The sequence below is a fragment of the Streptomyces sp. NPDC047974 genome (assembly GCF_040653375.1).
GTDB lineage: Bacteria > Actinomycetota > Actinomycetes > Streptomycetales > Streptomycetaceae > Streptomyces.
Genome location: NZ_JBEZNU010000009.1, coordinates 100343 through 123278, shown reverse-complemented (window position 1 = coordinate 123278; position 22936 = coordinate 100343). Strand labels below are relative to the sequence as shown.

Sequence of the window (22936 nt, the reverse complement as noted above, 5' to 3'; positions counted from 1 at the left end):
GACCCCGCACGGAAGGTGACACGCGCCCATGACCACGTACCAGGTCGGCTACTTCGTCGGCAGCCTGTCGACGAAGTCCATCAACCGGATCCTCTCCCGGGCCCTCATCAGGGTCGCCCCTCCGGGGCTGGAGTTCCGCGAGATCCCGATCAAGGACCTCCCCCTCTACAACCACGACCACGACGCCGACTACCCGCCGGAGGGCAAGGCCCTCAAGGAGGCCATCGCCTCGGTGGACGCCGTCCTCTTCGTCACCCCGGAGTACAACCGCTCCATCCCCGGCGGCCTGAAGAACGCCATCGACTGGGCCAGCCGCCCCTGGGGCACCAACTCCTTCACCCACAAGCCGTCCGCCGTCATCGGCGCCTCCCCGGGCAAGATCGGCACCGCCGTCGCCCAGCAGAGCCTCCGCTCCGTCCTCAGCTTCTGCAACTCGCCGCAGATGAACGCCCCCGAGGCGTACATCCAGTTCACCCCCGGTCTCTTCTCCGACGACGGCGAGGTCACCGACCCCACCACGCAGCAGTTCCTCGCGGACTTCATGGAGGACTTCAAGGCCTTCATCGAACGCGTCCTGACGGTCCTGCCCCGGACCTAGCCCACGCTGTACGAGTCCCGCCCCGAGGAGGACACGCGTCACCTCGCCTCCGGCTACCGAAGCGCAGCTCGGGATCCGACACCTCCCCGTCACGGAGCAGCCGCACGTCCGCGCGATAGCCCGCCGACGTCCGCCACGGCCCCCGGTCGCCCTGGCGCGGCAGTTCGTCCGCGGCCCGCCGGACGTACCCCGCGCCGAGGTCGAAGAGCGGCCGGGTCGGCATGGCGGGATCGGCCGGCTCGGGGCGGCACGAGGCCAGGCCGTGCGCGTCCATGTGCCGGAGCAGCCGGCACAGGTGCTCGCCGACCAGGTCGATCTTCAGCGTCCAGGACGCGTGGGTGTAGCCGATCGCGAGGGCGAGGTTCGGCACCCCGGACAGCATCAGCCCCTTGAAGACGACGGTGTCCGCGAGGCGCACGGGGGTGCCGTCGACGGTGAGCGTGATGCCGCCCAGGAGGCGGACGTTCAGGCCGGTGGCGGTGACGACGACATCCGCGTCGACGTGCCCGCCGGAGGCGAGCTCCACGCCGGTCCCGGTGAAGGCCGTGACCCGGTCGGTCACCACCGTCGCCCGCCCCTCCCGGACCGCCGTGAACAGGTCCCCGTCGGGCGCGGTGCACAGCCGCTGGTCCCACGGCTCGTACGGCGGGTTGAAGTGCTCGTCGACCGGGTAACCGGGCGGCAGCCGCCGGGCGTTGAGCCGGCGGATCAGGCGGCGCGCCGCCTTCGGGTGGCGCCGGCAGAAGCGGAAGAACGCGCTCTGCAGGAGGACGTTCTTCCGCCGGACCAGCGCGTGGGCGCGCCGCTCGCCGAGGCAGCGGCGCAGGGCGTCGGCGAGCGCGTCGTTCCTGTTCACCGGCAGGACGTACGTCGGCGTCCGCTGCACCATCGTCACGTGTGCGGCGGCGCCGGCCAGGGCGGGCACCAGCGTGACGGCGGTCGCGCCGCTGCCGATGACCACGACCCGCTTGCCCGCGTGGTCGAGGTCGTCCGGCCAGTGCTGCGGGTGCGCGATCGCGCCGCCGAACCGCTCCCGGCCCTCGAACTCGGGGGTGAAGCCCTCGTCGTAGCGGTAGTAGCCGCCGGCGGCGACCAGCCAGCCGCAGGTCAGCGTGACCGTCTCGCCCGTGTCGGTGCGCTCCGCCGCCACGGTCCACAGGGCCCGCTCGCTCGACCAGGAGGCGGCGCGCACCCGGTGGTGGGGGCGGATGGCGCCGTCGAGCCCGTGCTCGGTCGCGGTCTCGCGCAGGTAGTCCCGGATCCGGGACCCGTCGGCGATGGCCTGCCGGTCCCGCCAGGGCTTGAAGGCGTAGCCGAAGGTGTGCAGGTCGGAGTCGGACCGGATGCCGGGGTAGCGGAAGAGGTCCCACGTGCCGCCGAGGGAGGCGCGGGCCTCCAGGATCGCGAAGCTCTTCCCGGGCAGCTTCCCGCGGAGGTGACAGGCGATGCCGATGCCGGACATCCCGGCACCCACGACGAGGACGTCCAGGTGCTCGACACCGTCCGTCCCGGTTCCTCCGGCCGGCCCGTCGGGTACTGACGGCCCGTAGGGTCGGGTCCGCCCCGCCCCTCCCGCGGCGGCGCCGCTCATGCGGCGCCCCCGTCCGCTTCGTCCGCCCCGCCCGCCACCAGAGCGGTCACCAGACGGCGGACCGCGGGTCGGGGGTCGGGGGAGCCGGGCCAGGCGGTCATCAGGAGGTGGTGGCCGGCGCCCACCAGGGCGAGGGCGACGGACGCCGGGTCCAGGGAGGCGGGGGTGCGGCCGAGGTCGCGTTCGGCCTCCAGGTAGGCGGCGACGGCCGCCTCGATCGAGGCGAAGCCCGGCGCGCCGGCCGCCAGGGCCTCGCGGACGCGCAGCGCGGCGGCGGGGCGGGCCATGGCGAGGCCGGAGACGGCGGGGCCGCCGGAATCGAAGAGGGCCTGGACGACGGTGTCGAGGTTGCCGGCCACCGTGCCCCGGCCGACCAGCCCGGTGAGGGCCCGCGCGCTCGCCGTCGTGCGGGCGAAGCGGTCGAGGCACAGCTCGGCGACGAACTCGTCGAAGCCCTCGAAGTGCGCGTGCAGCAGCCCCTTGGCGCACCCCGCCTCGGTGGTCACGGACCGGCTGGTGAGTGCCCCCGGCCCGTCCCGCTCCACCACCCGCTCGGCCGCCGCGAACAGTCGTTCGCGCACATCGGGCGTCGCCACTCCACGCGGTGACATGAACCCGCCCTCCTCTCCGTCGTACGTCGCTCGTGCCTCCCGGGCGTCCGGCCGCGGGATCACCTGGATCGTAAACGGGATTGCCGGAATGGGCGCACGCCCATACTGTGGGCCGCACGAGAATGGGCAGCCGCCCATTTTCGTCCCGTCCACCGTGGAGGCAGCCGTGACCGTCATCGTCAACACCGCGCAGGAGCAGGCGTGGAACGGCCCGGAGGGCGCCCACTGGGCCCGCCACCAGGACCGCTGGAACGCCGTCAACGACGGATTCAACGAGCCGCTGCTCGACGCGGCCCGCATCGGGGACCGCGACCGCACCCTCGACATCGGCTGCGGCGCCGGCCGCACCACCCGGCTCGCCGCCCTCCGCGCCCCGCGGGGACACGCGCTCGGCCTCGACCTCTCCGGCCCCATGCTCACCGAGGCCCGCACCCTGGCGGAGGCCGAAGGGGTCCGCAACGCCACCTTCACCCGGGGCGACGCCCAGACCCACCCCCTCGACCAGGGCGCCTTCGACGCGGTGATCAGCCGCTACGGCGCCATGTTCTTCGCCGACCCCGAGGCCGCCTTCGGGAACATCGCCCGCGCCCTGCGCCCCGGCGGCCGGCTCGCCCTGGTCTGCCCGTCGGACCCCGGCCTGAACGACTGGGTCACCGCCATGACCTCCCTGCGCGGCGTCCTGCCCGTCGGCGACTTCGCCCGCCTCGGACATCCGGGCATGTTCTCCCTCGGCGAGCCGGACCGCGTCCGCGCCGTCCTCACCGCCGCCGGCTTCACCGCGATCGCACTCGCCGAGACGCGCGCGTACGGCACCTGGGGCCGGGACGCCGCGGACGCGGCGGACTTCCTCCTCGCCACCGGCCCCGGCCGCCACCTGATGGACCAGGCCGACGAGCCCGCCCGGCTCCGCGCCCGCGCGGCCCTCACCGACCACCTGCGCGTCCACGAGCAGCCCGACGGCACGGTCCGGCTGCTCAGCACCGCGTGGCTGATCACGGCGGACCGCCCCTGAGGCGCGCATCGAGTCGTGATCACCGAGTCGTGATCACCGGGTGGCCGTACCGGATGTCACGGCCCCCCGGCTCCGGCCCCCCGGCTCCGGCCTTCCGGTCCGTCAGGCTCCGGGCAGGATCCGGCGCGTCTCGTAGGCCCACATCGCGATCTCGACCCGGTTGCGGGCGCCGAGTTTGGCCATCAGGCTGGCCAGATGCGTCTTCACCGTGCTGAGGCTGATGTGCAGCGCATCGGCGATCTCGGTGTTGGTCAGCCCGCGGGCGACGGCGAGGAGCACCTGCTCCTCGCGGGCGGTGACGGGGGAGACCGGCTGGGCCACCGGCCGGCCGGCGGGCAGGTCCGCGAACGTCTGGAGCAGGCGGACGGTGACGCTCGGCGCGATGAGCGCCTCCCCGTCGGACGCCGACCGCACGGCCTGCGCCAGAAGGTCGGGTCCCGTGTCCTTGAGGAGGAATCCGCGGGCGCCGGCACGCAGCGAGCCGTAGACGTACTCGTCGAGGTCGAACGTGGTGATGACGACCACGGCCAGCGGGTCGGCGACGCCCGGGCCGGCGATCAGCCGGGTGGCCTCAAGACCGTCGAGTACGGGCATGCGGATGTCGAACAGGCAGACGTCCGGACGCAGTTCGCGGGCCAGACGTACCGCTTCGCGCCCGTCGGCGGCCTCGCCGACCACCTCGATGCCGGGCTGGGCGTTCAGCATGATCCGCAACCCGGTGCGGATGATCGTCTGGTCGTCAGCGACGAGGACGCGAATGGACACCGCTCTCGTTCCTCGCTCTCGGCAGTTCGGCGTCGACACACCAGCCCCGGTCGGTACCGGGGCCGGCTCGTAGTGTGCCCCCGAGCAGGGTCGCGCGCTCGCGCAGTCCGGTAAGTCCGTATCCCTCGCGACCCCGGCCGGTGCGCCGGCCGTCGTCGCGCACGCTCACCCGCACCGTGTGCCGTTCCGCGGCGACCCGGACGACGAGCTCGGTCGCGTCGACCGCGTGGCGCAGCGCGTTGGTCACCGACTCCTGCACGATCCGGTAGACCGCCGCGTCCACGGCCGGGGGCAGCGCGTCCAGTTCGCCGTCGAGCCCCAGGTCGACCCTGAGGCGACCACCCGGGGTGCGCACCAGGCGCTCCAGATCCGCGACTCCCGCGGGGGGAGCGAGCTCGGCGCCGACCTCGCGGTCGCGCAGCGCGGCGACCATGGCGCGCATCTCCTCCAGGGTGCGCGCCCCCTCCTCCTCGACCCCCTCCAGCGCCTCGACGGCGGCGGACGGGTCGGTGCCCGCGAGCACCCGGCCCGCCTGCGCGATGATCACCATGGCCGACACGTGATGGGCCACCGTGTCGTGCAGTTCCCGGGCGAGCTGCTCGCGCTCGCGGGAGCGCACCTGCTCCAACTGCCGCTCGCGAGCGGTCACCCGGAACCGCACGGCCGCCCCGACCACTCCGGGCAGCAGCAGGAAGGCGATGCCCACGAGCTTCTCGACGACCGGGGTCCCGTCCATGGCGACACACAGCACGCCGGCCGCGACGATCACCGCCCCGCCCAGCACGGTCTCGCGTCCCGATCCCCACCGGGGCAGCGCGTACACCAGCACGAGCACGACCCCGCCGGTGTACAGGCCGACGGGCTCGCGCGGTGCGCCGACGAGCGAGGCCACCGCAAGCAGGGCCACCGAGCCGAACGCCAGCGTCACCATCGCCAGCGGGCGGGTCCGGCGCCACAGGGGCAGCAGGCACAGCCATACGGCGAACACCACCGCCACCGGCCGCCACACGACGTCCTCGCGCAGGGTGGCCTCCAGCACCACACCGGCGAGGCCCGCGGCGAGCAGGGCCCAGTCCCGCCGCACCCGGGCGGGCGCGCCGGGCGGCCGGGGTTCGGTCCACAGGGTTCGCAGGTCGTCTCGGAGCACGCTTCTCAGCCTAAGGACCGCGGAGCGCCGCGCATCGGCCGAAAGGACGGGTCGTCACTCCGCCCCGGGGCCGACCGATCCGCGGCCCGCGGGCCGATGCCGCGGAGCGACGTGGCGGCGAACCTCGGCAACGGCGGCCGTACAAGGACGGCCGACGAGGTGGTTGGAGGACCCGATGCTCTCGAAAGCCCTGTTGCGCCTGGGCACAGGCGCCGCCCGCCATCCCTGGCGGGTGATCGCGGCATGGCTGATCGCCACCACGCTCGCCGTCCTCGCCGCCGTCGCCTTCGGCGGGCGCACCGCGGACACGATGACCGCGCCGGGGCTGGACTCCCAGCGGGCCGCGGAACTGATCGAGCGGGCAGGCACCGGCCAGGAGGGGATGACCGCCCAAGTGGTCGTCACCCCCCTCGACGACGGTGCGACGTTCGTCGACGACGACGGCGCGCGCACCGCTCTCACGCGGCTGCGGGCCGAGGTGGGACGGCTGCCGCACGTGCTCGGCACGAGCGACCCGGCGGGCGCGCTCGACGCGGGCGGGGACACCGCCGTGCGCGGCGGCCTCGTCTCGGCCGACGGGCGGATCGCGGTCGTCCGGGTGCAGTACCCCGACCAGAGCCGGCTGTCGGCCGAGGACCTCGACGCCCTCGTCGGCCTCGGCGACCGGCTGCGCGCCGAGCTGCCGCTGCGCGTCGAGATGGGCGGGAGCCTCTTCTACGCCTTCTCCGACCCCGACGGCGGCACGAGCGAGCTGATCGGCCTCCTCGCCGCGGCCGCCATCCTGTTCCTGGCGTTCGGTTCGCTCGTCGCCGCCGCGCTGCCGATCGGCATGGCGGTCTTCGGGCTGACCGTCGGGGTCGCCGCGATGACGGTACTGGCGGGGGTGACGGAGGTCCCCGCCTTCGCACCGATCCTGGGCAGCATGGTCGGGCTCGGAGTGGGCATCGACTACGCGCTGTTCGTGCTCGCCCGGCACCGGGAGTACCTCGCGTGCGGGCTCGGTCCGCAGGCGGCGGCCGGACGGGCGGTCGCCACGGCGGGGCGGCCGGTGGTCTTCGCCGGCGTCACCGTCGTCGTGTCGATCCTCGGACTGGCGGTCGCGAACGTGCCGTTCATGACGGTGGGCGGGGTCGCCGTCTCGGTCGTCGTCCTGACGATGGTGCTCGCGTCGGTGACGCTGCTGCCGGCCTTCCTCGGCGCGGCGGGCCCGCGCCTGGGCCGGACCGGCCGGATCGGCCGGGCGCTGCGGACCCGGAAGCCGGGCCGGCTCGCACGGCGGCGGGACCCGGCGGCAGGTGCCGCCCGCGCCGCGGGGTGGCGTCGCTGGATCGGGCACGTCAGCCGGCACCCGGTGCCGTACGCGGTCGGCGCGGCGGCGCTGCTGCTGACGGCGACGCTGCCCGTGCTCGGCCTGCGCGTCGGCCTGCCCGACGACGGCTCACTGCCGCAGAGCCGTACCGAGCGCCGGGCCTACGACCTCGTCGCCGAGGGGTTCGGCCCGGGGATCAACGGTCCCCTCGTCATCGCCGCGGACCCCACCGGTGATCCGGGCGTGCTGGACCGGATCGCCGGGGCGGTCGCGGCGGATCCGGGCATCGCGTCCGTCGCGCCGACGCGCGTCGACCGGGCCACCGGCATCGCGACCCTCGTGGTGTTCCCGACCACCAGCCCTCAGGACAAGGCCACGGCCGACACCCTCGCCCGGCTGCGCACCGACGTGCTGCCCACGGCGATCGGGCAGGGCCCGGCCAGGGCACACGTCGGCGGCGCCGCCGCGAGCCTGTCCGACGTGGGCCGGCGCACCAGCGAACGCCTGCCGGCGTTCGTCGCCGCCGTGCTGGCGCTGTCGTTCCTGCTGCTGATGCTGGTCTTCCGGTCGGTACTCGTACCGCTCAAGGCGGTACTGCTGAACCTGCTGAGCATCGGCGCGGCCTACGGCATCATGGTCGCGGTCTTCCAGTGGGGCTGGGGAGGCGCGCTCATCGGCCTGGAGGCGACGGTTCCGATCGTGTCGTTCATCCCGATGTTCCTCTTCGCCATCCTGTTCGGCCTGTCGATGGACTACGAGGTGTTCCTCCTCTCCCGCGTACGCGAGGAGTACCTGCGCACCGGTGACAACGGCACGGCGATCGTCGAGGGCGTCTCGCGCACCGCCCGGATCATCACCTCGGCCGCCCTCATCATGGTGGCCGTCTTCCTGTCCTTCGCCGTCGCCGACGACCCCTCCGCCAAGATGTTCGGGTTCGGCCTGGCCACCGCGATCTTCATCGACGCCACGGTCGTCCGCATGGTGCTGGTACCGGCGACCATGACGCTCCTCGGCCGGACCAACTGGTGGCTGCCGACGTGGCTGGACCGGTTGCTTCCCCACGGCCCGGTCGGCACCGACGGCACCGACACCAACGACAACCCCGAGGCGGCATCCACGGGCGAGGCCCCGCGTCCACGGCTCGCCGACTGACTCGACCCCTGCCCCCTGCTGCCGCGGCCGCCGGGGGTACGGGCCGAACCCGAAGCCGTCCTCGGATCCCGGGGAGTCCCCCGGGGACTAGGAGACGACCACCCCCAGCGGGCGCGAGCCCGCCGCGAGGCGCTTCACCTCGCCGGAGCCGAGGTCGACGACGCTGATCCCGTCCCAGTACCCGTCCCGGGTGAAGCCGCCGGTCACGTACGCGGTCCGGCCGTCCTTCGACACGGCGACGTCCTCGTGCGGCCCGTCGAGCGGGTAGACCCGCTCCCCGCCCTCGGGCGACCGGACGGTCAGCGAGGGTCCGCGGTCCTCGCTCGGGTCGATCGGCCCGGTGCCGACGGCGTACAGCGTCCCGTCCGCCGTCACGGCAGCCCCGTGCTGGTGGGTGTTCGCCGTCATGTCCTCGATCTCGACCCGGCCGGTGGCCGGGTCCACGACGGCGAGCCGCTCGCCCTCGAAGGGCAGCAGCAGCTTCCCGTCCGAGGGGCGTACGGCGGTGTAGTGCGGCTTCAGCCAGGAGCCGAGCCCGCCCTCCGTGCCGTACGGGGCGACCTCGACGCGCCGGGTGTCGAGGGAGGCCGCGTCGACGACGGTCACATCGAAGGAGTCGTGGTTCGTCGCGTACACGGAGGACCCGTCCCGGCTCACGTCCACGTCGAACGGCCGGCGCCCGACGTCGACCACGTCCACGACCTTCAGGGACGCGGTGTCGATCACCTCCAGGGTGCCGTTCCCGCCGGGCACGTTCACCCCCACGTACACCCGCTTCCCGTCCGGTGACAGGGCGATGCCCATCCCGCCGCCCCGGTATTCGCCGGTCGTCACCGGGCCGGTGTCCGTCCGGTACGGGACGAGGGCCAGGCGCCGGCGGTCGGCCGTGTCGACGACGGCGACGCCCTCGGCCGTCGCGACCCAGGCCCGCCCGTCCTTCCCGAGGGCGAGCCCGTACGGTGCGGTGCCCACCTCCACGGAGCCGGTGGCGCCGCGCGCGGGATCGACGAAGGTCACGGTGTCCGCACCGAAGTCGCTGACGAGCAGCGTCCCGGCCGTGGGCTTCGCGCCCGTCCGCGCGCCCTGCTCCGCGGTTCCGGCGGCGGGCGGGGGAGCGACGGTGACGGCCGGTCCGGGAGCGGTGCTCGCGGACCGGCCCGGTGCGGCGGCGGGTGCTTCGCCGGCCTGGGCGCATCCCGACAGCAGGACCCCGGCGACGGCCGCGGGCAGCAGGACGCGAGCGGTTCGGGACGTGCGGGGGAACTTCGTCATCTCGGGCTCCTCGGGGTATGCGACAGGAGGAGGACACCGCGCGAACCCGGCCCCTCCCGTACCCCCGATCCTCCGGCCCCCGGTCCGGGACCCCCTCGCCCGGCCGTCCACGGCCCCGGACCCCTCCGGTGGACCCGGGGGTCCACCGATCGGATGACCCGAGGCGCGGGCGGGGACGTCAGCGGTACCGGGCGATGCCGCCGGCGTCGGGCAGCTCGTCCTCGAAGTCGCACGAGGCCAGGGCCCGGTATCCCATGCCCCACAGGGTCCGCAGCAGCGCGGCCACCGCCTCCACCACCTCGGCGGGTGTGGCGCCGGGCGAGGTCTCGCCCTCGCGGACGGTCGGCCACTGGAGGAAGTCGGCGGGGTCGGCGCGCGCCCACGTCCGGTAGTCGTTGTGGGCGGCCGTGATCCAGAGGGGACCGGCGATCAGGTCGTGCCGCCCCGTGACGGGGACCTCGATGCCGCCCGGGGCCGTGCGCAGACGGTCGGCGATCGTCTCCGGAGCGGCCACGTCGACGTAGACGTCGAAGAACGCGTACGGGCTCTCGGTCACGAGCGGCCTCCGGTTCCCGTGCTCCCGGTGAGGCGCCGGCCGTCGGGGACGGCGGGGCCGTACCCCTGGCAGCGCCGCGGGCCGATGACGACGGCCGCCGCCGGACAGGCGGACGCGGCGGTGCGGCGGTGGCGCCCGACCCGTGCGCGCACCGCCTCGCGGCAGCCGCCCGTCATCGGCGCCGCCCGCTCGGGGACGCGGCTCAGCCGCCCTGCGGCAGCGAGCGCATCGCGACGACGCCGGCGTGACCGGCCGGGCCGCCCTGGCCCGGGACCCCGGTGGGGCCCTGGAGGCCGGCCGGGCCGGGCAGACCCGCGGGGCCCGCCATGCCGGGCTGGCCGGGCATCGGCTGACCGGGAACGGCGGGCAGGGCCGGAGCCGACATGCCCGGCTGACCGTGCATGCCCGGCTGACCGTGCATCCCCGGCTGACCGTGCATGCCCGGCTGACCCTGCATGCCCGGCTGACCCATCGGCGACGGACCCGGCAGCCCGGGCCGACCCATCGGCGGCTGCCCCTGCATCCCCGGCCCGCCCATCGGCGGCTGGCCGTGCATGCCCGGCTGACCCGGCATCCCGGGCTGCCCCTGCATGCCCGGCTGACCCTGCATCCCCGGCATCCCCTGGAGGCCCGTCGGCGCCCCGGCCCCCATCGGCGGCTGCTGCGGCGTGGGCGCGGGAAGCTTGATGTAGCGGCTCAGGTCCCGGAGCACCTCCTCCGCGGTCTGGCGCACGTCACCGGGAACGTCCCCCCGCTCCCGTATGAGCTGGGCGTAGATCGGTGCGGTGCCGTCCGCGTGGTTCATGGAGTCCGTCGCTTCCTGTCAGCTGGGTCGGTGCCGCGCACCGGCGGGCAGACGGCGAGTCTACGGGGAAGCGCCGACAGCCCGTGGCGCGGGGAGCCCGCCGCCCCCCGCCCGGGGGACCCCGTACGAAGCCCGCCGACGGCCCCGAGCACACCCCCGCCCGTGTCAGGATCGAAGGATGCCTGAGAAGATCATCGCCGCGTGTGACGGCGCGTCCAAGGGGAATCCCGGCCCCGCCGCCTGGGCCTGGGTCATCGGCCGCGAGGACGGCACGGTGGAGCGCTGGGAGGCCGGACCGCTCGGCCGCGCCACCAACAACGTGGCCGAACTCACTGCCCTGGAACGGCTCCTGGAGACCCTGGATCCCGCGGCCCCCGCCGAGATCCGGATGGACTCGCAGTACGCCATGAAGGCCGTCACCACCTGGCTCCCCGGCTGGCGCCGCAAGGGCTGGAAGACGGCCGCCGGCACCCCGGTCGCCAACAAGGACCTCGTCGTCCGGATCGACGCCCTGCTCACCGGCCGGGACGTCGACTTCGTCTACACCCCCGCGCACCAGACCGGCGGCGACCCCCTCAACGACGCCGCCGACCGGGCCGCCAGCCACAGTGCCAGGACCCAGGAACCCCTCGGCTCGGACGGCGGCTCCACCCTGCCCGACCCCGAGCCCGCCTCCGCGCGGGCCTCCGCGCCCCGCACGCCCCGGGCGCGCGCCTCCGCGCCGGGCGGATCCGCCGGTTCCGGAGCCCGCCGGAGTCGCCCGTCCGGCGGCACCCTGAAGGCCAAGTTTCCGGGCCGCTGCCGCTGTGGGCGTGCCTATGACAAGGGGGAGAACATCGCCAAGAACAGTGAGGGCTGGGGCCACCCCACCTGCGTCTGAGCACTGAGGCCGTCCGAGGGGCGGGCGCGCCTGTCCGCCCCCTGAGACCGCCCCGGGGGCCTCTCCGGCAGGCTTCACCCGCGCGTGGATTCGGGTTCTCCGCAGGTTCTGTTCTCAGAGCTGTTGTGGCTGCATACTGTTCCTCCTCGCACCTGGTGACGAACCGTTTTGCCTGCTCATCCGACGTCTTTCGACGTGACATCGGCACCCGGCGAGATTCCCCCCTTCACTTCCGGCGCACAGCGTCGTGACGGAAGTGACCCCTGCCCGTGAAAGACCCGAGGTTCCGTGCCAGTACCTGTTCTCCTGACCGGGCGCTCCGTGCGCCTGGAGCCGCTGGCGATGCGGCACGCCGAAGCCCTTGCGCGGGCCGGCGAGGCGGACCGATCGGCCTATGCCTTCACTCCCGTGCCGAACGGCCTGGAATCCGCGCTCGACTACATCGCCCGCGCCCTGGCCGAACAGGCCGCCGGGCGCTCCCTGCCCTTCGCCCTGGTCAGTACCGCCGACGACCGGGTGATCGGCTCCACCCGCTTCCTCGAACTCGACTACTGGCGGGGTCCGCTCGTCTGGCCCCCGACCCCCGGCCATCCCCACGGGGATCCGCTCACCGCGGTCCCCGACGCCGCCGAGATCGGGAACACCTGGATCTCCGGCGACGCCCGGGGCACCGGCATCAACACGGAGGCGAAGCTGCTCATGCTCCGCCACGCCTTCGACACCTGGGGCGTCCGCCGGATCACGCTGCGTGCCGACGCCCGCAACACGCGCTCCCGCGTCGCCATCGAACGCCTCGGCGCCACCTGCGAGGGCATCCGCCGGGCGCACTCGCGCGGCCTCGACGGCGCCGTCCGGGACACGGCCTTCTACTCGATCCTCGACGAGGAGTGGCCCACCGTCCGGGACATCATCGAGCTGCGTCTCAGCTCCCCCCGCCGGGGCAGGGTCCTCCAGGACCTCCTGCCGGCCTGAGCCACCGGGTGGCGCCGCCTGACCTGCGGGCGGCGCCCCGCGGTGGTTCCATGGAGACGACGGGAAGGACTCCGCGTGAGGACACGGAGTAGCGGTCCCCGAGGCCGCGCACCGTGCAATCAGGATCCGCGAGAAGCGGGTGAGTCCTTCCCGCCCCTTCTTCCTCTCCTTCCGTAAGCCTTCCCGCCGCCGAAGCCGAAGCCGAAGCCGAAGCCGAAGCCGAAGCCCCAGCGGGACGGGTGAGGGAGGCGGTGCCCATGAGCGGCGGTGCGTGGACGGTCCTCGCCGTGGCCGGAGTGACCGCCGCCTATGCCCTCGGGTCACGCCGGCTGGCGACGACCCCGTTGTCCTCGGCCGTCGTCTTCACCGGCTGCGGCGTCCTCCTCGGCCCCGCCGTCCTGGCCGTGATCGACACCGACGAGGCCGGCCCCATCACGGCCCTGCTCGAAGCGGCCCTCACCCTGGTCCTGTTCACGGACGCCATGACCGTCCGCCGCCGCGACCTCACCCGCGGCGGATTCCTGCCCCGCCGGCTGCTGGGGATCGGCCTCCTGCTCAGCATCGCCGCCGGCTGGCTCCTCGCCTGGCCCCTGCTGCCCGGACTCACCGTCTGGGAGCTCGCCCTCGTCGGCGTGATCCTGGCACCCACCGACGCCGCGCTCGGCAAGTCCGCGATCTCCGACCGCCGCGTCCCGCCCCTGGTCCGCCAGGGCCTCAACGTCGAGAGCGGCCTCAACGACGGCATGGTCCTGCCCTTCTTCGTGGTCTTCCTCGCCGCCGTCCCCGGCACCTCGTACGCGGCCGAGGGCGTGGCCGGCACCTTCTGGCGCTCGCTCCTCCTCAGCACCGTCCTGGGCCTGCTCGTCGGCGGTGGCGCCGGACGGCTGCTCCAGGCCGCGCGGGCGCGCGGCCTGATCACCCGCGAGTGGCGCCATGTCTACGTCCTCGCCGTCGCGGCGGGGGCGTACGAACTGGCCGTCGTCGTCGACGGCAGCGGCTTCATCGCCGCCTGGGTCGCCGGCTTCGCGTTCGGCCACGCCCTGCGGAACGTCCCCGGGAGCCCGGCGACCACCACCGCGCCGGGCCGCGACGGGGACCCGAAGACGGGGCCGAAGACGGACCCGGACGCGGAACGGGAGACGGACGGAGGCCGGGACACGACCGCGGACCTCGCCGAGGACCTCGGCGGGCTCCTCGCCTCCATCGCCCTGCTCCTGTTCGGCGCCGTCCTGCTCGGCCCCGCCCTCCAGCACCTGACCTGGCCGGTCGTCGGCTACGCCCTGCTCAGCCTGACCGTCGTCAGGATGGTCCCGGTCGCCCTCTCCCTGCTCGGCAGCGGCCTGCGGGCGCCGACCGTCCTCTACATCGGCTGGTTCGGCCCCCGTGGCCTCGCCTCGGTCGTCCTCGGACTCCTGGTCGCGGAAGAGCACGTCGCGGGCACCGAACTGCTGGGCCGGGTCGTGGCCGTCACGGTCGCCCTCAGCGTCCTCCTCCACGGCGCCAGCGCCTTCGTCCTCGCCGGCGCGTACGGCGCCTGGTACCGCCGGGCGTCCGCCACCGCCCCCGCTCCCGGCCTCAAGGAGTCCGCAGAGGTCCCGCCGGGCCCGAGCCGCCGCCGGCTGGGACGCCACCACGAGGGCCCGGGCGTCCGGGACTCCGGCTGAGGACTCCGCGGGGCCACCGCGCGCCGCGCCGCTCCCGGGACCACCATGGAAGCAGCGCGGGTACCGGCGGGATCCGTACCCGGCGGAGCGAGAGCGAGGTCCACCATGGCCACCACGCACACCCCCCACCGGTCGCACCACACCAGTCAGCTGTGGGCCGGGGGACTGACCGTCTTCGCCGCCGTCATGCTGGGGATCACCGGCGTCGTCGGTGTCTTCCGGGGCATCATGGCCATCGCGGAGGACGACGTCTTCCTGACGACACCGAACTACGTCTTCCAGTTCGACCTGACGGGATGGGGCTGGATCCATCTCGTCCTCGGCGCCGTCGCGATCCTCGTGAGCTTCGGCCTCTACAAGGTGTCGATGTGGGCACGGGTGGCCGGCGTGGCCATCGCCGCCCTCGTCGTCATCGCCAACTTCCTGTCCCTGCCCTACTACCCGGCCTGGTCGATCCTGATGATCGCCATGTCCGGCTTCGTCATCTGGGCGCTGTGCGTCGTGAAGCCCGACGACGCGTCGTGAGGACCGACGACGTCACTACGCCAGCTGGTAGAGGCTGCGGCTGACCAGCCACAGTCCCAGCGCCAGACACACGCCGATCACCGCGGGCTCCTTGTGGCGCCGCAGCCAGCCGTGCAGCCCCATCAGGAGGTTCGTGGACCTCTCCGGGGCGAAGACCATGGACAGCTCCATGGCCAGCAGGCTGGACGTGGCCACCAGGCAGAAGCCGGCCAGGGCCACGAAGGACCCGGCCTCGGAGAGATCGGCCTGGACGACGGTGGCGGCCGCGGCGCCGACCATCCCCCACGGCTGGAGGAGGACGGCGAGGGCCGCGGCGGACCAGAGCGAGGCGCCCTCGTGCGCGGTCGCCGGGGCTTCTTCCGAGGCCTTCGGAGCGGCCGCGCCGCGCCTCACCCGCCGCCACCGGTGCACGCCGTAGCCGACCAGGCCGACACCGAAGAGGAGCGAGGCCCAGAGCGCCGCGACGGACGGCGGCGAGCGGGGCGCCGGCGGCGTGCCTCCCGTCAGGACCAGCACCAGCGTGATCACCAGCACCAGGCACGCCACCCAGGCCAGGATGAACACCAGCCCCTTGCGTACCCCGCGCGGCGAGGCCAGCACCAGGACGAAGGCCATGACGGGCAGCGGGAAGAGGGTCACCGCCAGCCCGATCAGCAGCAGGTCAAGCACCATGACGGCACCACCCGAACCCAGAAACCGAACCTGAAACCGTGTCCGAACCCGTGGACGAACCCGTGCGCGTGCCCGAACCCTTGCCCGAGCCCGAGCCGGACTCGAAACCGTTTCCACCCCCGCGCACGGACGCCTCGGCGGATGCGCGGCCGTCAGGAACGCCGGATCGAGTCCATGACGCCACGGGCGCGCGCACGGAGTTTCCTCACCGCCTCGCGGGCCTTCGCCTTCGCCTGGTCCGTCCTGCCCTCGGCCTCCAGCCGCTCGTCGCCGGTGAGCCTCCCGGCGAGCTCCTTGACCCTGCCCCGGGCCTTGTCGACGGCGCTGCCCATGACCGCGATCCCTCCTCGGTACGAGCCCCCCGATCCACGCTAGGCCGCCCCGGCTCCCCCCGCCCGTCGGCCCGGGACCGGCCGGGTAGCGTGGGCGGCGACACAGAGCCGTGCCAGGGAAGGACCGAGTGATCGCCGTGCCCGCCGAGAACCCCGCCGCCTCCGCAGCCCCGGGCCCCGACGTCCTGCGCCGCACCGACGGCCGGGCCGGGTTCCTCACCCTCGACCGGCCCCGGGCCATCAACGCCCTCACCCACCCCATGGTCCGCGCCCTCGACGCCGCCCTCACCGACTGGGCGGACGACCCGGCCGTCACCACCGTCGTCCTGCGCGGCGCGGGGGAGCGGGGCCTGTGCGCCGGCGGCGACATCCGCGCCATCCACGACGACGCCCGCGCCGGAGGCACCGCCTCCGCCGCCTTCTGGCGCGACGAGTACCGCCTCAACGCCCGCATCGCCCGCTACCCGAAGCCGTACGTCGCCTTCATGGACGGCATCGTGATGGGCGGCGGCGTCGGCGTCTCCGCCCACGGCTCCGTCCGCGTCGTCACCGAACGCTCCCGGATCGCCATGCCCGAGACCGGCATCGGCTTCGTCCCCGACGTCGGCGGCACCTGGCTCCTCGGCCGCGCCCCCGGCGAGCTCGGCACCCATCTCGCCCTCACCGGCACGCAGATCGGCGCCGCCGACGCCCTCCTCACCGGCCTCGCCGACCACCACGTCCCCGCCGCCGCGCTCGACGCCCTCGCCGCCGACCTCACCCGCCTCCCCGCCGACGAGGCCGTGGCCCGGCACACCACCCCCGCCGCCCCCGGCGTCCTCGCCGAGCAGCGCGAGTGGATCGACGCCTGCTACTCCGCCGCCACCGTCGAGGAGATCGTCGACCGCCTCCTCGACTCCGGCGTCCCCGACGCCAAGGAGACCGCCGACACGCTCCTCGCCAAGTCCCCGACCGCCCTCAAGGCCACCCTCACCGTGCTCCGCGCCGCCCGCGGACTCGACAGCCTCGAAGCCGTCCTCGACCTGGAGTACCGCGCCTCCTGCGCCGCCCTCACCAGCCACGACCTCGTCGAGGGCATCCGCGCCCAGGTCGTCGACAAGGACCGGAACCCGCGCTGGGACCCGCCGGCGCTCGCGGGCGTCACCGACGCCGCCGTCGCCCGCTACCTCACGCCCCCGCCCGGCGGCGACCTCGGCCTCGGGCCTGCCTGACCCCTCCCGCGGGGCACGGCCCGAGCGGCGCCGCCCCAGGGGTCGCGGCCGCCCGGGCGCCGTCCCCGGCGCGCGGGGTCAGACGGACCCCGCCGGCCGGCGGACCGGCTCCGCCCCGGCCGCCGGTTCGCCCAGTGCCAGCGCCGCCGTGCGCCACGCCTCCGTGACGGCCCCGTGCGCCAGCGCCGTCGCCGCCGGCACGTCCTCCGGCAGCCGCAGCGGCGCCCCGATGTGCACGTGCAGGCACGGCCGCCGCAGCGGGGCCGTCAGCACGCCCGCGATCTGCTTCACCGTCCCGCCCGAGGTGATCCGGCGCGCCCCCGCCTGTCCGACCGGCACCACCGACGCGCCCGTCGCCCCCGCGAGCCGCGCGAGGCCGGTGCGGAACTCCTCCGGCGGCGCCTCCGACGCCTCCCTGCGCGGCGGGATCCGCCCCTCCGCGTAGAGCATCACCGGCCGCCCCGAGGCGAGTGCCACCGCCGCCCGGTCCAGCGCCGCCGACGCGTGCGCGGTGTTGCGGTGCACCGGCACGTACCCGTCCCGCGACAGCGCCCGCCCGAGCCCCGGCACCCGCCACAGGCCGGCGGCGGCGAGCAGCACCGGCTCGGCGCCGAGCCGCTGCCGCAGCGCGGCGAGGACCAGCGCCGGATCGGCGAGCGAAGTGTGGTTGGCGACGATGATGGTGCCCGGTTCGATCCGGGCACCGGGGTCCGCGGTCACGGTCAACCGCCCGAAGAACGGGACGAGATGCGCGGCGAGACGACTGAGCACGGGCGGACCCTCCACCTTCGGGAACCGGACGACGACGGCCCGCCCATCGTCCGCCGGAGCCCCCTCCACCGACATGGGCGCCCGTACTCACCCCCCTACTCATTCCGCAGCCCGCCCGTCTAGGCTGATCCGACACGAAGTCACGAAGTCACGACGTCACGACGTCACGAGGGAACGGGGAGGCGGGCGGTGCGCAGCACGATGCCGTCGTCGCTCCCGTTCCTGGCCCGGCTCCTCCCGGCGCTGCTCTGCGCGCTCTGCGCGTTCCTGGTGGCCCCCGCGAGCGCCGGCGCAGGCTCCGGCGGCGAGGTCCCGACGGCTGCCGCCCCGGCGTCGTCCGCGCCCGACCCTGCCCTGTCGGGCGCGGTGACGGCCGAACTGCCCGCCGTCGTCGACCAGTCCGTACGCTTCCCGGCCCCGCCCGTCGCGCCGCCGGTCGTCCGGACCGTCGACGCGGATTCCGTACCCGGGCGGGTCGCGGGCGATCCGCGCCGGGAGCGCGCGCCGCCCGGCCTTCCGTACGACCCCCGCGACCCCCGAGGTCCGCCCTCCACCTGGCACAGCTGACGCCGTTCCACCGCGCCGCCGTCCGGGCCCTCGGCATGCCCGCGCCCCGGCCACGCGCGCGTACCCCCCGTCATGCCCGCACGGACCCGCCGTTCCCACGCGTCCGGCCGTGCACCGCCCGTGGAGGACCCATGCCCTCGTCCGCCGTGCTCCGGCGCGCGCTCCTCGCGCTCGCCGTCGTCGCACTCGCCCTCTGGACCGCCCTCACCACCCAGCCCCGCCTCGGACTCGACCTCCGCGGCGGCACCCGGATCGTCCTGGAGACCCAGGACACCCCCGCGCTCCGCGCCGACGCGGCGGCCACCGACCGCGCCCTCGAAGTGCTCCGCAAGCGGGTCGACGGCCTCGGCGTCGCCGAGCCGTCGCTCGCCCGCTCCGGCGAGAACCGGATCGTCGTCGAACTCCCCGGCCTGCGCGACCCGCGCGAGGCCGCCGAGGTCATCGGCCGCACCGCCCAGCTCACCGTCCACGCCGTCACCGGCACCGCCACGGCCGCGATGCCCGAGGGCCGCCCCGCCGCCGACGGCACCCGCGTCCTCCCCGACCCCGACGGCGGAGGCCTCCTCGCCCTCGCCGCGCCCGCCCTCACCGGAGACGGCGTGAAGAGCGCCGACGCCGTCCTCGACACGGCCGGCGGCCGCGGCTGGACCGTCGACCTCGCCTTCCGCGACGGCGCCGCCGCCGACTGGGCCCGGCTCACCGGCGAGGCCGCCTGCGCACCGGCCGGCGACCCGGCCCGGCGGGTGGCGATCGTCCTCGACGACCGGATCGTCTCCGCGCCCGCCGTCCAGACCGGCGTCACCTGCGGCGCCGGCATCGCCGGCGGCTCCACCCAGATCACCGGCGGCTTCTCCGCCGAGGAGGCCCGCGACCTCGCCGCGCTCGTCGAGGGCGGCGCCCTGCCGCTGCCCGTCACCACCGTCGAACAGAGCACCGTCGGACCGACGCTCGGCGCCGAGGCCATCCGCGCCAGCGCGCTCGCCGCCGTCATCGGCCTCGCCTGCACGGGCGTCTTCGTCATCGCCGTCTACCGACTCCTCGGCGTCCTCGCCACGCTCGCCCTGCTGCTCTACGGACTCCTCTCGTACGCGGCGGTCGTCGCCCTCGGCGCCACCCTCACGCTCCCCGGCCTCGCCGGATTCGTCCTCGCCGTCGGCATCGCGGTCGACGCCAACGTGCTCGTCTTCGAACGGGCCAGGGAGGAGTACGCGGCCCTCGGCCGCACCACCGCCGTCCGCGACCCGCGCCGTCCGCTCGCCACGGCCTTCGCCAAGGCGTGGAGCGCCGTCGCCGACTCCAACATCACCACGCTCCTCGCCGCCGGCCTGCTCTTCGCCTTCGCCACCGGCCCGGTGAAGGGCTTCGGTGTGACCCTCGCCCTCGGCGTCCTCGCCTCCATGGTCACGGCCATGGTGATCACCCGGCTGCTCGCCGACGCGGTCCTCGCCCTGCCCGCGGTACGCCGCAGGCCCGCGCTCACCGGCATGGCGGGCCTCGGCCGGCTGCGGACCCGACTGGCGCGGCGGGCCCCGCGGCTGATGGTCCACCGCCGTCGCTGGTTCACCGTCAGCACGGTGCTTCTCCTCGTCGCCCTCGCGGGGATCGGCGTGCGCGGGGTGCAGTGGGGCGTCGAGTTCACCGGAGGCCGGGACGTCCAGTACGCGGCGACCCGCCCGGTGGACGCGGACGCGGCGCGTGCGGCGGTCGCGGCGGCGGGCTTCCCCGACGCCGTCGTCCAGGCCACCGGCGACGGCGGCCGGGACGTGACGGTACGCGTGGGGGAGACCGACGACTCCGCGCAGCGCCGCATCACCGAGGCGCTCACACGGACCGCGGGCCCCGTCACCGTCGAACGCGACGACCTCGTCGGCCCGAGCCTCGGCGGCGAACTCCGCACCCACGCGCTCCTCGCGCTCGGCCTCGCGGTGGCCGCGCAGCTCGCCTACCTCTCCGTCCGCTTCCGCTGGACGTACGCGGCGGCGGCCGTCGCCGCGATGGCCCAGGACGTGCTGCTCGTCGTCGGCCTCTTCGCCTGGCTGGGCAAGCCGGTCGACAGCGTCTTCCTGGCGGCGCTGCTGACCGTCGTCGGCTACTCGGTCAACGACTCGGTCGTCGTCCTCGACCGGCTCAGGGAACTCCGCCGCACCGGCACCAGGCTCCCGCTCGCGGACCTCGCCGACCGCGCGGTCGCCCAGACCCTCCCGCGCACGGTCAACACCGGCATGGGCGCCCTCTTCGTCCTCGCGGCCCTCGCCGTCCTCGGCGGCGACACCCTCACGGACTTCTCCGTGGCCCTCCTGGCCGGCGTCGTCCTGGGCATGGCCTCGACCATCTTCACGGCCCTCCCCCTGACGGTCACCCTGGAGTCCCGCGCCCCCCAACCCCCCGTCCGCCAGGCGAACCCCCGCACGGCCGACCCCACGGGCGCGGTCGTCTGAGCCGCCGGGGGCGGCGCGCGCCGAGGTCCTACTCGACGCCCCAGTGCGCGCCGCCCCCGGCCCTGCCCACCGTCACCACCACCGTGTCGACCGCCGCGACCACCCCGAACACCACGGCCGCGCCGCTGTGCCCCACGCCCACCAGGGCAGCGGTCGTCGCCCCGAACACGACGGCCTTCACCCCCACCACCCCCGCCACCGGCAACCGGACCCGAGCCTTCGGCGCGGCGAACAACCCCCACACCACCGCCGTCACCCCAGGCACCGCCACGGCCAGCACGATCCGCAACCACACCGGATCCGCCACGCTCCACCCCCACCACCCGAGCACCCCGAGCGCCACCAACTCCACCAGGAACGCCACCAGATCACCGACCACGAACAGTCCCTTCAAGGACTCCACCCCTCCCCGACAGCCCGGTCCGAACTCGGGGATCGTAGTCGCCACCACCGTCTACCGTCGCCCCATGGGATTCACCAGCGCCTGGAGCATCACCGCCCACCCCGACCCCACCATCACCGCCCTCGCCCCACACCTGCTCCCCGCCCTCCGGTCCGACCGCGAACGACCCGGCGCCAGGGACCGGTGGGAGCGGTGGCAGAGCGCGCCCCTGCCCGACGTCCGCACCTGGCACACGGCCCCGTCGACCCCGGGCGCACCGGTCGCGGACCCGGCCGCGATCAGGGACTTCCACGAACTGACCGCCCCCGGACCGGAGGTGGACGAGGTCTGCGCGGGGTTGCGCGACCCCGGATTCCACGTCTACGACGACGTCTGGAACGACGACCTGGACCACGAGGACGTGTTCGTCTCCGTCCACTCCAAGGAGTACGCGGTCGCCGCCCTGTTCCACGCCCTCGGCCCCGCGCGGGCCGCCCTGTTGCCCGGGTGGTGCGGGAACTTCCTGCTCGGCGCCGCCGAGGCGGCCGCCGCGCTGCCCGCGGTCGAGCGGGCGTTCGCGTTCTCGGTGGACGAAAGGGCCGCGGCCGAGCGTCAGGACTGGCTCTGGTACGGCGTCGGTGACGACACGGAGGAGTCCGTGCTCGACGGGCCGTTGAGGGTGTGGCGGAGGGCCGTGGCCAAGGGGTACGGGCTGTGCGGTGTGGCCGTGCACGTGGCGTGACCGGAGCCGGGCGGGTGGGCCGATGGGGCGGTTTGGGTGACCGTGGGGGTGTTGGGTCGTTGCACGCGTAAAACGATCACATGACGAAGACGCGGAGGTGGTTTCCGTGGGCGTTCAACAGGCCGCGGCGGTGCGGACCCTGGTGCTCGACGACCCGGAGGACGTGCGGGAGGCGGCGGGTGCGGTCGCGGGCGGGGAGGCCGTGGCGCACGGGTTCGGGAACTTCTACGCGCTGAGCTTCCGTCCGGAACGGGAGGTCGTGGCGCGGGTCAACCGGATGAAGGGGCGCCCGCCCGGGCAGACCGCGAGCGTGACGACCGTGCCGGAGCGCGTGCCGGCCGCGTTCGACTGGACGCGGCTTCCGGACGGGGTGCCCTGGCAGCAGGTCAGGTCGCTGATGGACGAGCTGGTCGGGCTCGGGCCGATCGGGCTGCGCGGCCCGGCGGCCGGCCGGGTGCCGGAGGCGCTCGTCGCAACGGCCGGCGACGGGCCCACCGTCCAGGTCATCGTGCCCGGCACCCGCTGCCCCTCGCACGCCTTCCTCGGCGCCGCGCTCGCCCGGACCGGCGGCGACTTCCTCGCCGTGACCTCCGTGAACCGCTCCCGCCACCTCACCGGCCGCGACCACGAGCCGGCGCACTGGCGGGCCGACGGCCTCGTCGACGAGTTCGGCGCCGAGGAGGGCGTCCGGATCCTGGCCCACGCCGACGAGGAGGCCGCCCGCCGCCGCCATCCCTTCCACCGGCCGACCTCCGTCAGCATCCTGGCCTTCCACCGCACCGCCGGGCACACCCGCTCCGGCCTGCCCGCGCTCGTCCTGGAACGGCAGGGCTCCCTCTCCGCCGACCACATCCGTGCGATCGCCGCCAACCACGGCTTCGGGCTCGCCGTCGCCCCGCGCGCCGTCGTACCGCTGCCCCCGAAGGCGTACGGGATCGGCTGATCCGGGCGGAGGGGTGAGG

General features: G+C 74.9%; 23 protein-coding genes. 12 read left to right on the top strand and 11 right to left on the bottom strand.

The features are described from left to right. Positions 1–28: 28 nt before the first annotated feature. Positions 29–598 carry an NADPH-dependent FMN reductase gene (locus tag AB0E19_RS15450; protein WP_362179076.1) on the top strand — a complete coding sequence of 190 codons (570 nt, stop codon included), beginning with the start codon at positions 29–31 and terminating at the stop codon, positions 596–598. Here the strand turns inward: AB0E19_RS15450 and AB0E19_RS15445 are convergent. Further along, a complete protein-coding gene (locus AB0E19_RS15445; RefSeq protein ID WP_362179073.1) occupies positions 561–2189 on the bottom strand; it encodes an NAD(P)/FAD-dependent oxidoreductase in 1629 nt (542 codons plus the stop codon). The genes AB0E19_RS15450 and AB0E19_RS15445 overlap by 38 nt on opposite strands. Next, the gene (locus AB0E19_RS15440) at positions 2186–2800 is read right to left on the bottom strand and encodes a TetR/AcrR family transcriptional regulator (protein WP_362179070.1); all 615 of its coding nucleotides are present in this window, start codon (positions 2798–2800) and stop codon (positions 2186–2188) included. The genes AB0E19_RS15445 and AB0E19_RS15440 overlap by 4 nt, the downstream gene beginning before the upstream one ends. A 166-nt stretch (positions 2801–2966) precedes the next feature. On the opposite strand from AB0E19_RS15440, the gene AB0E19_RS15435 reads away from it, so the two are divergent. Continuing rightward, positions 2967–3812, top strand: coding sequence for a methyltransferase domain-containing protein (locus tag AB0E19_RS15435; RefSeq protein ID WP_362179067.1), 846 nt, complete (start codon positions 2967–2969; stop codon positions 3810–3812). A 102-nt stretch (positions 3813–3914) separates the two neighbouring features. Here the strand turns inward: AB0E19_RS15435 and AB0E19_RS15430 are convergent, their stop codons facing one another. Both AB0E19_RS15430 and AB0E19_RS15425 read right to left on the bottom strand, forming a co-directional pair. Beyond that, positions 3915–4577: a response regulator transcription factor gene (locus AB0E19_RS15430; protein WP_362179063.1), complete on the bottom strand. Its 663-nt coding sequence runs from the start codon at positions 4575–4577 to the stop codon at positions 3915–3917. After that, on the bottom strand, positions 4552–5724 hold the full coding sequence (locus AB0E19_RS15425) for a histidine kinase (protein WP_362179060.1): 1173 nt from the start codon (positions 5722–5724) through the stop codon (positions 4552–4554). Before AB0E19_RS15425 ends, AB0E19_RS15430 begins: the two co-directional genes overlap by 26 nt. 175 nt (positions 5725–5899) lie before the next feature. On the opposite strand from AB0E19_RS15425, the gene AB0E19_RS15420 reads away from it, so the two are divergent. Then, positions 5900–8185, top strand: a complete 2286-nt coding sequence (locus AB0E19_RS15420) for an MMPL family transporter (RefSeq protein WP_362179057.1) — start codon at positions 5900–5902, stop codon at positions 8183–8185. Positions 8186–8272: 87 nt separating this feature from the next. Here AB0E19_RS15420 and AB0E19_RS15415 read toward each other — a convergent pair whose 3' ends face one another. The 3 genes from AB0E19_RS15415 to AB0E19_RS15405 form a co-directional block, all read right to left on the bottom strand. Then, positions 8273–9457, bottom strand: a complete 1185-nt coding sequence (locus AB0E19_RS15415; protein ID WP_362179054.1) for a hypothetical protein — start codon at positions 9455–9457, stop codon at positions 8273–8275. 178 nt (positions 9458–9635) lie between these two features. Beyond that, positions 9636–10013: a hypothetical protein gene (locus tag AB0E19_RS15410; RefSeq protein ID WP_362179052.1), complete on the bottom strand. Its 378-nt coding sequence runs from the start codon at positions 10011–10013 to the stop codon at positions 9636–9638. Positions 10014–10215: 202 nt separating this feature from the next. Beyond that, entirely contained in the window at positions 10216–10818 is a 603-nt protein-coding gene (locus tag AB0E19_RS15405; RefSeq protein WP_362179049.1) for a hypothetical protein, read from the bottom strand. Positions 10819–10996: 178 nt separating this feature from the next. Between AB0E19_RS15405 and AB0E19_RS15400 the strand changes: the two genes are divergently transcribed. The 4 genes from AB0E19_RS15400 (at position 10997) to AB0E19_RS15385 (ending at position 14859) form a co-directional block, all read left to right on the top strand. Continuing rightward, positions 10997–11698, top strand: coding sequence for a ribonuclease H (locus AB0E19_RS15400; RefSeq protein WP_362179046.1), 702 nt, complete (start codon positions 10997–10999; stop codon positions 11696–11698). A gap of 288 nt (positions 11699–11986) precedes the next feature. Next, on the top strand, positions 11987–12670 hold the full coding sequence (locus AB0E19_RS15395; protein WP_360599294.1) for a GNAT family protein: 684 nt from the start codon (positions 11987–11989) through the stop codon (positions 12668–12670). 257 nt (positions 12671–12927) lie between these two features. After that, positions 12928–14334: a cation:proton antiporter gene (locus AB0E19_RS15390; protein WP_362179042.1), complete on the top strand. Its 1407-nt coding sequence runs from the start codon at positions 12928–12930 to the stop codon at positions 14332–14334. 105 nt (positions 14335–14439) lie between these two features. Further along, on the top strand, positions 14440–14859 hold the full coding sequence (locus AB0E19_RS15385) for a hypothetical protein (protein WP_362179038.1): 420 nt from the start codon (positions 14440–14442) through the stop codon (positions 14857–14859). Between the two features lie 15 nt (positions 14860–14874). Here the strand turns inward: AB0E19_RS15385 and AB0E19_RS15380 are convergent, their stop codons facing one another. Together AB0E19_RS15380 and AB0E19_RS15375 are read right to left on the bottom strand one after the other, a co-directional pair. Continuing rightward, positions 14875–15531, bottom strand: a complete 657-nt coding sequence (locus AB0E19_RS15380; RefSeq protein WP_362179035.1) for a GAP family protein — start codon at positions 15529–15531, stop codon at positions 14875–14877. A gap of 152 nt (positions 15532–15683) precedes the next feature. Beyond that, positions 15684–15863, bottom strand: coding sequence for a CsbD family protein (locus AB0E19_RS15375; RefSeq protein ID WP_362179032.1), 180 nt, complete (start codon positions 15861–15863; stop codon positions 15684–15686). A gap of 128 nt (positions 15864–15991) precedes the next feature. Here AB0E19_RS15375 and AB0E19_RS15370 point away from each other — a divergent pair, with 128 nt between their 5' ends. Beyond that, positions 15992–17074: an enoyl-CoA hydratase/isomerase family protein gene (locus AB0E19_RS15370; RefSeq protein WP_362179029.1), complete on the top strand. Its 1083-nt coding sequence runs from the start codon at positions 15992–15994 to the stop codon at positions 17072–17074. Positions 17075–17152: 78 nt separating this feature from the next. Here AB0E19_RS15370 and AB0E19_RS15365 read toward each other — a convergent pair whose 3' ends face one another. Then, positions 17153–17845 (bottom strand): lysophospholipid acyltransferase family protein, encoded by a 693-nt coding sequence (locus tag AB0E19_RS15365; protein ID WP_362179026.1) that lies wholly within the window; start codon positions 17843–17845, stop codon positions 17153–17155. A gap of 189 nt (positions 17846–18034) precedes the next feature. On the opposite strand from AB0E19_RS15365, the gene AB0E19_RS15360 reads away from it, so the two are divergent. Both AB0E19_RS15360 and secD read left to right on the top strand, forming a co-directional pair. Then, complete coding sequence (locus tag AB0E19_RS15360; RefSeq protein WP_362179022.1) at positions 18035–18412, top strand: hypothetical protein; 378 nt, start codon at positions 18035–18037, stop codon at positions 18410–18412. A gap of 131 nt (positions 18413–18543) precedes the next feature. Next, positions 18544–20850: a protein translocase subunit SecD gene (gene secD, locus AB0E19_RS15355; protein ID WP_362179019.1), complete on the top strand. Its 2307-nt coding sequence runs from the start codon at positions 18544–18546 to the stop codon at positions 20848–20850. Between the two features lie 28 nt (positions 20851–20878). Here the strand turns inward: secD and AB0E19_RS15350 are convergent, their stop codons facing one another. After that, positions 20879–21253 carry a YrdB family protein gene (locus AB0E19_RS15350; RefSeq protein WP_362179017.1) on the bottom strand — a complete coding sequence of 125 codons (375 nt, stop codon included), beginning with the start codon at positions 21251–21253 and terminating at the stop codon, positions 20879–20881. Between the two features lie 64 nt (positions 21254–21317). Here AB0E19_RS15350 and AB0E19_RS15345 point away from each other — a divergent pair, with 64 nt between their 5' ends. Continuing rightward, positions 21318–21974 carry a hypothetical protein gene (locus AB0E19_RS15345; RefSeq protein ID WP_362179014.1) on the top strand — a complete coding sequence of 219 codons (657 nt, stop codon included), beginning with the start codon at positions 21318–21320 and terminating at the stop codon, positions 21972–21974. A gap of 106 nt (positions 21975–22080) precedes the next feature. Continuing rightward, a complete protein-coding gene (locus tag AB0E19_RS15340) occupies positions 22081–22917 on the top strand; it encodes a hypothetical protein (protein WP_362179012.1) in 837 nt (278 codons plus the stop codon). Positions 22918–22936: the final 19 nt, after the last annotated feature.

Bases quoted from the DNA above. Each gene is read 5' to 3' on its own strand.
- AB0E19_RS15450 (WP_362179076.1), top strand. From the start codon at position 29: ATGACCACGTACCAGGTCGGCTACTTCGTCGGCAGCCTGTCGACGAAG.
- AB0E19_RS15445 (WP_362179073.1), bottom strand. From the start codon at position 2,189: ATGAGCGGCGCCGCCGCGGGAGGGGCGGGGCGGACCCGACCCTACGGG.
- AB0E19_RS15440 (WP_362179070.1), bottom strand. From the start codon at position 2,800: ATGTCACCGCGTGGAGTGGCGACGCCCGATGTGCGCGAACGACTGTTC.
- AB0E19_RS15420 (WP_362179057.1), top strand. From the start codon at position 5,900: ATGCTCTCGAAAGCCCTGTTGCGCCTGGGCACAGGCGCCGCCCGCCAT.
- AB0E19_RS15415 (WP_362179054.1), bottom strand. From the start codon at position 9,457: ATGACGAAGTTCCCCCGCACGTCCCGAACCGCTCGCGTCCTGCTGCCC.
- AB0E19_RS15405 (WP_362179049.1), bottom strand. From the start codon at position 10,818: ATGAACCACGCGGACGGCACCGCACCGATCTACGCCCAGCTCATACGG.
- AB0E19_RS15400 (WP_362179046.1), top strand. From the start codon at position 10,997: ATGCCTGAGAAGATCATCGCCGCGTGTGACGGCGCGTCCAAGGGGAAT.
- AB0E19_RS15390 (WP_362179042.1), top strand. From the start codon at position 12,928: ATGAGCGGCGGTGCGTGGACGGTCCTCGCCGTGGCCGGAGTGACCGCC.
- AB0E19_RS15385 (WP_362179038.1), top strand. From the start codon at position 14,440: ATGGCCACCACGCACACCCCCCACCGGTCGCACCACACCAGTCAGCTG.
- AB0E19_RS15380 (WP_362179035.1), bottom strand. From the start codon at position 15,531: ATGGTGCTTGACCTGCTGCTGATCGGGCTGGCGGTGACCCTCTTCCCG.
- AB0E19_RS15375 (WP_362179032.1), bottom strand. From the start codon at position 15,863: ATGGGCAGCGCCGTCGACAAGGCCCGGGGCAGGGTCAAGGAGCTCGCC.
- secD (WP_362179019.1), top strand. From the start codon at position 18,544: ATGCCCTCGTCCGCCGTGCTCCGGCGCGCGCTCCTCGCGCTCGCCGTC.
- AB0E19_RS15345 (WP_362179014.1), top strand. From the start codon at position 21,318: ATGGGATTCACCAGCGCCTGGAGCATCACCGCCCACCCCGACCCCACC.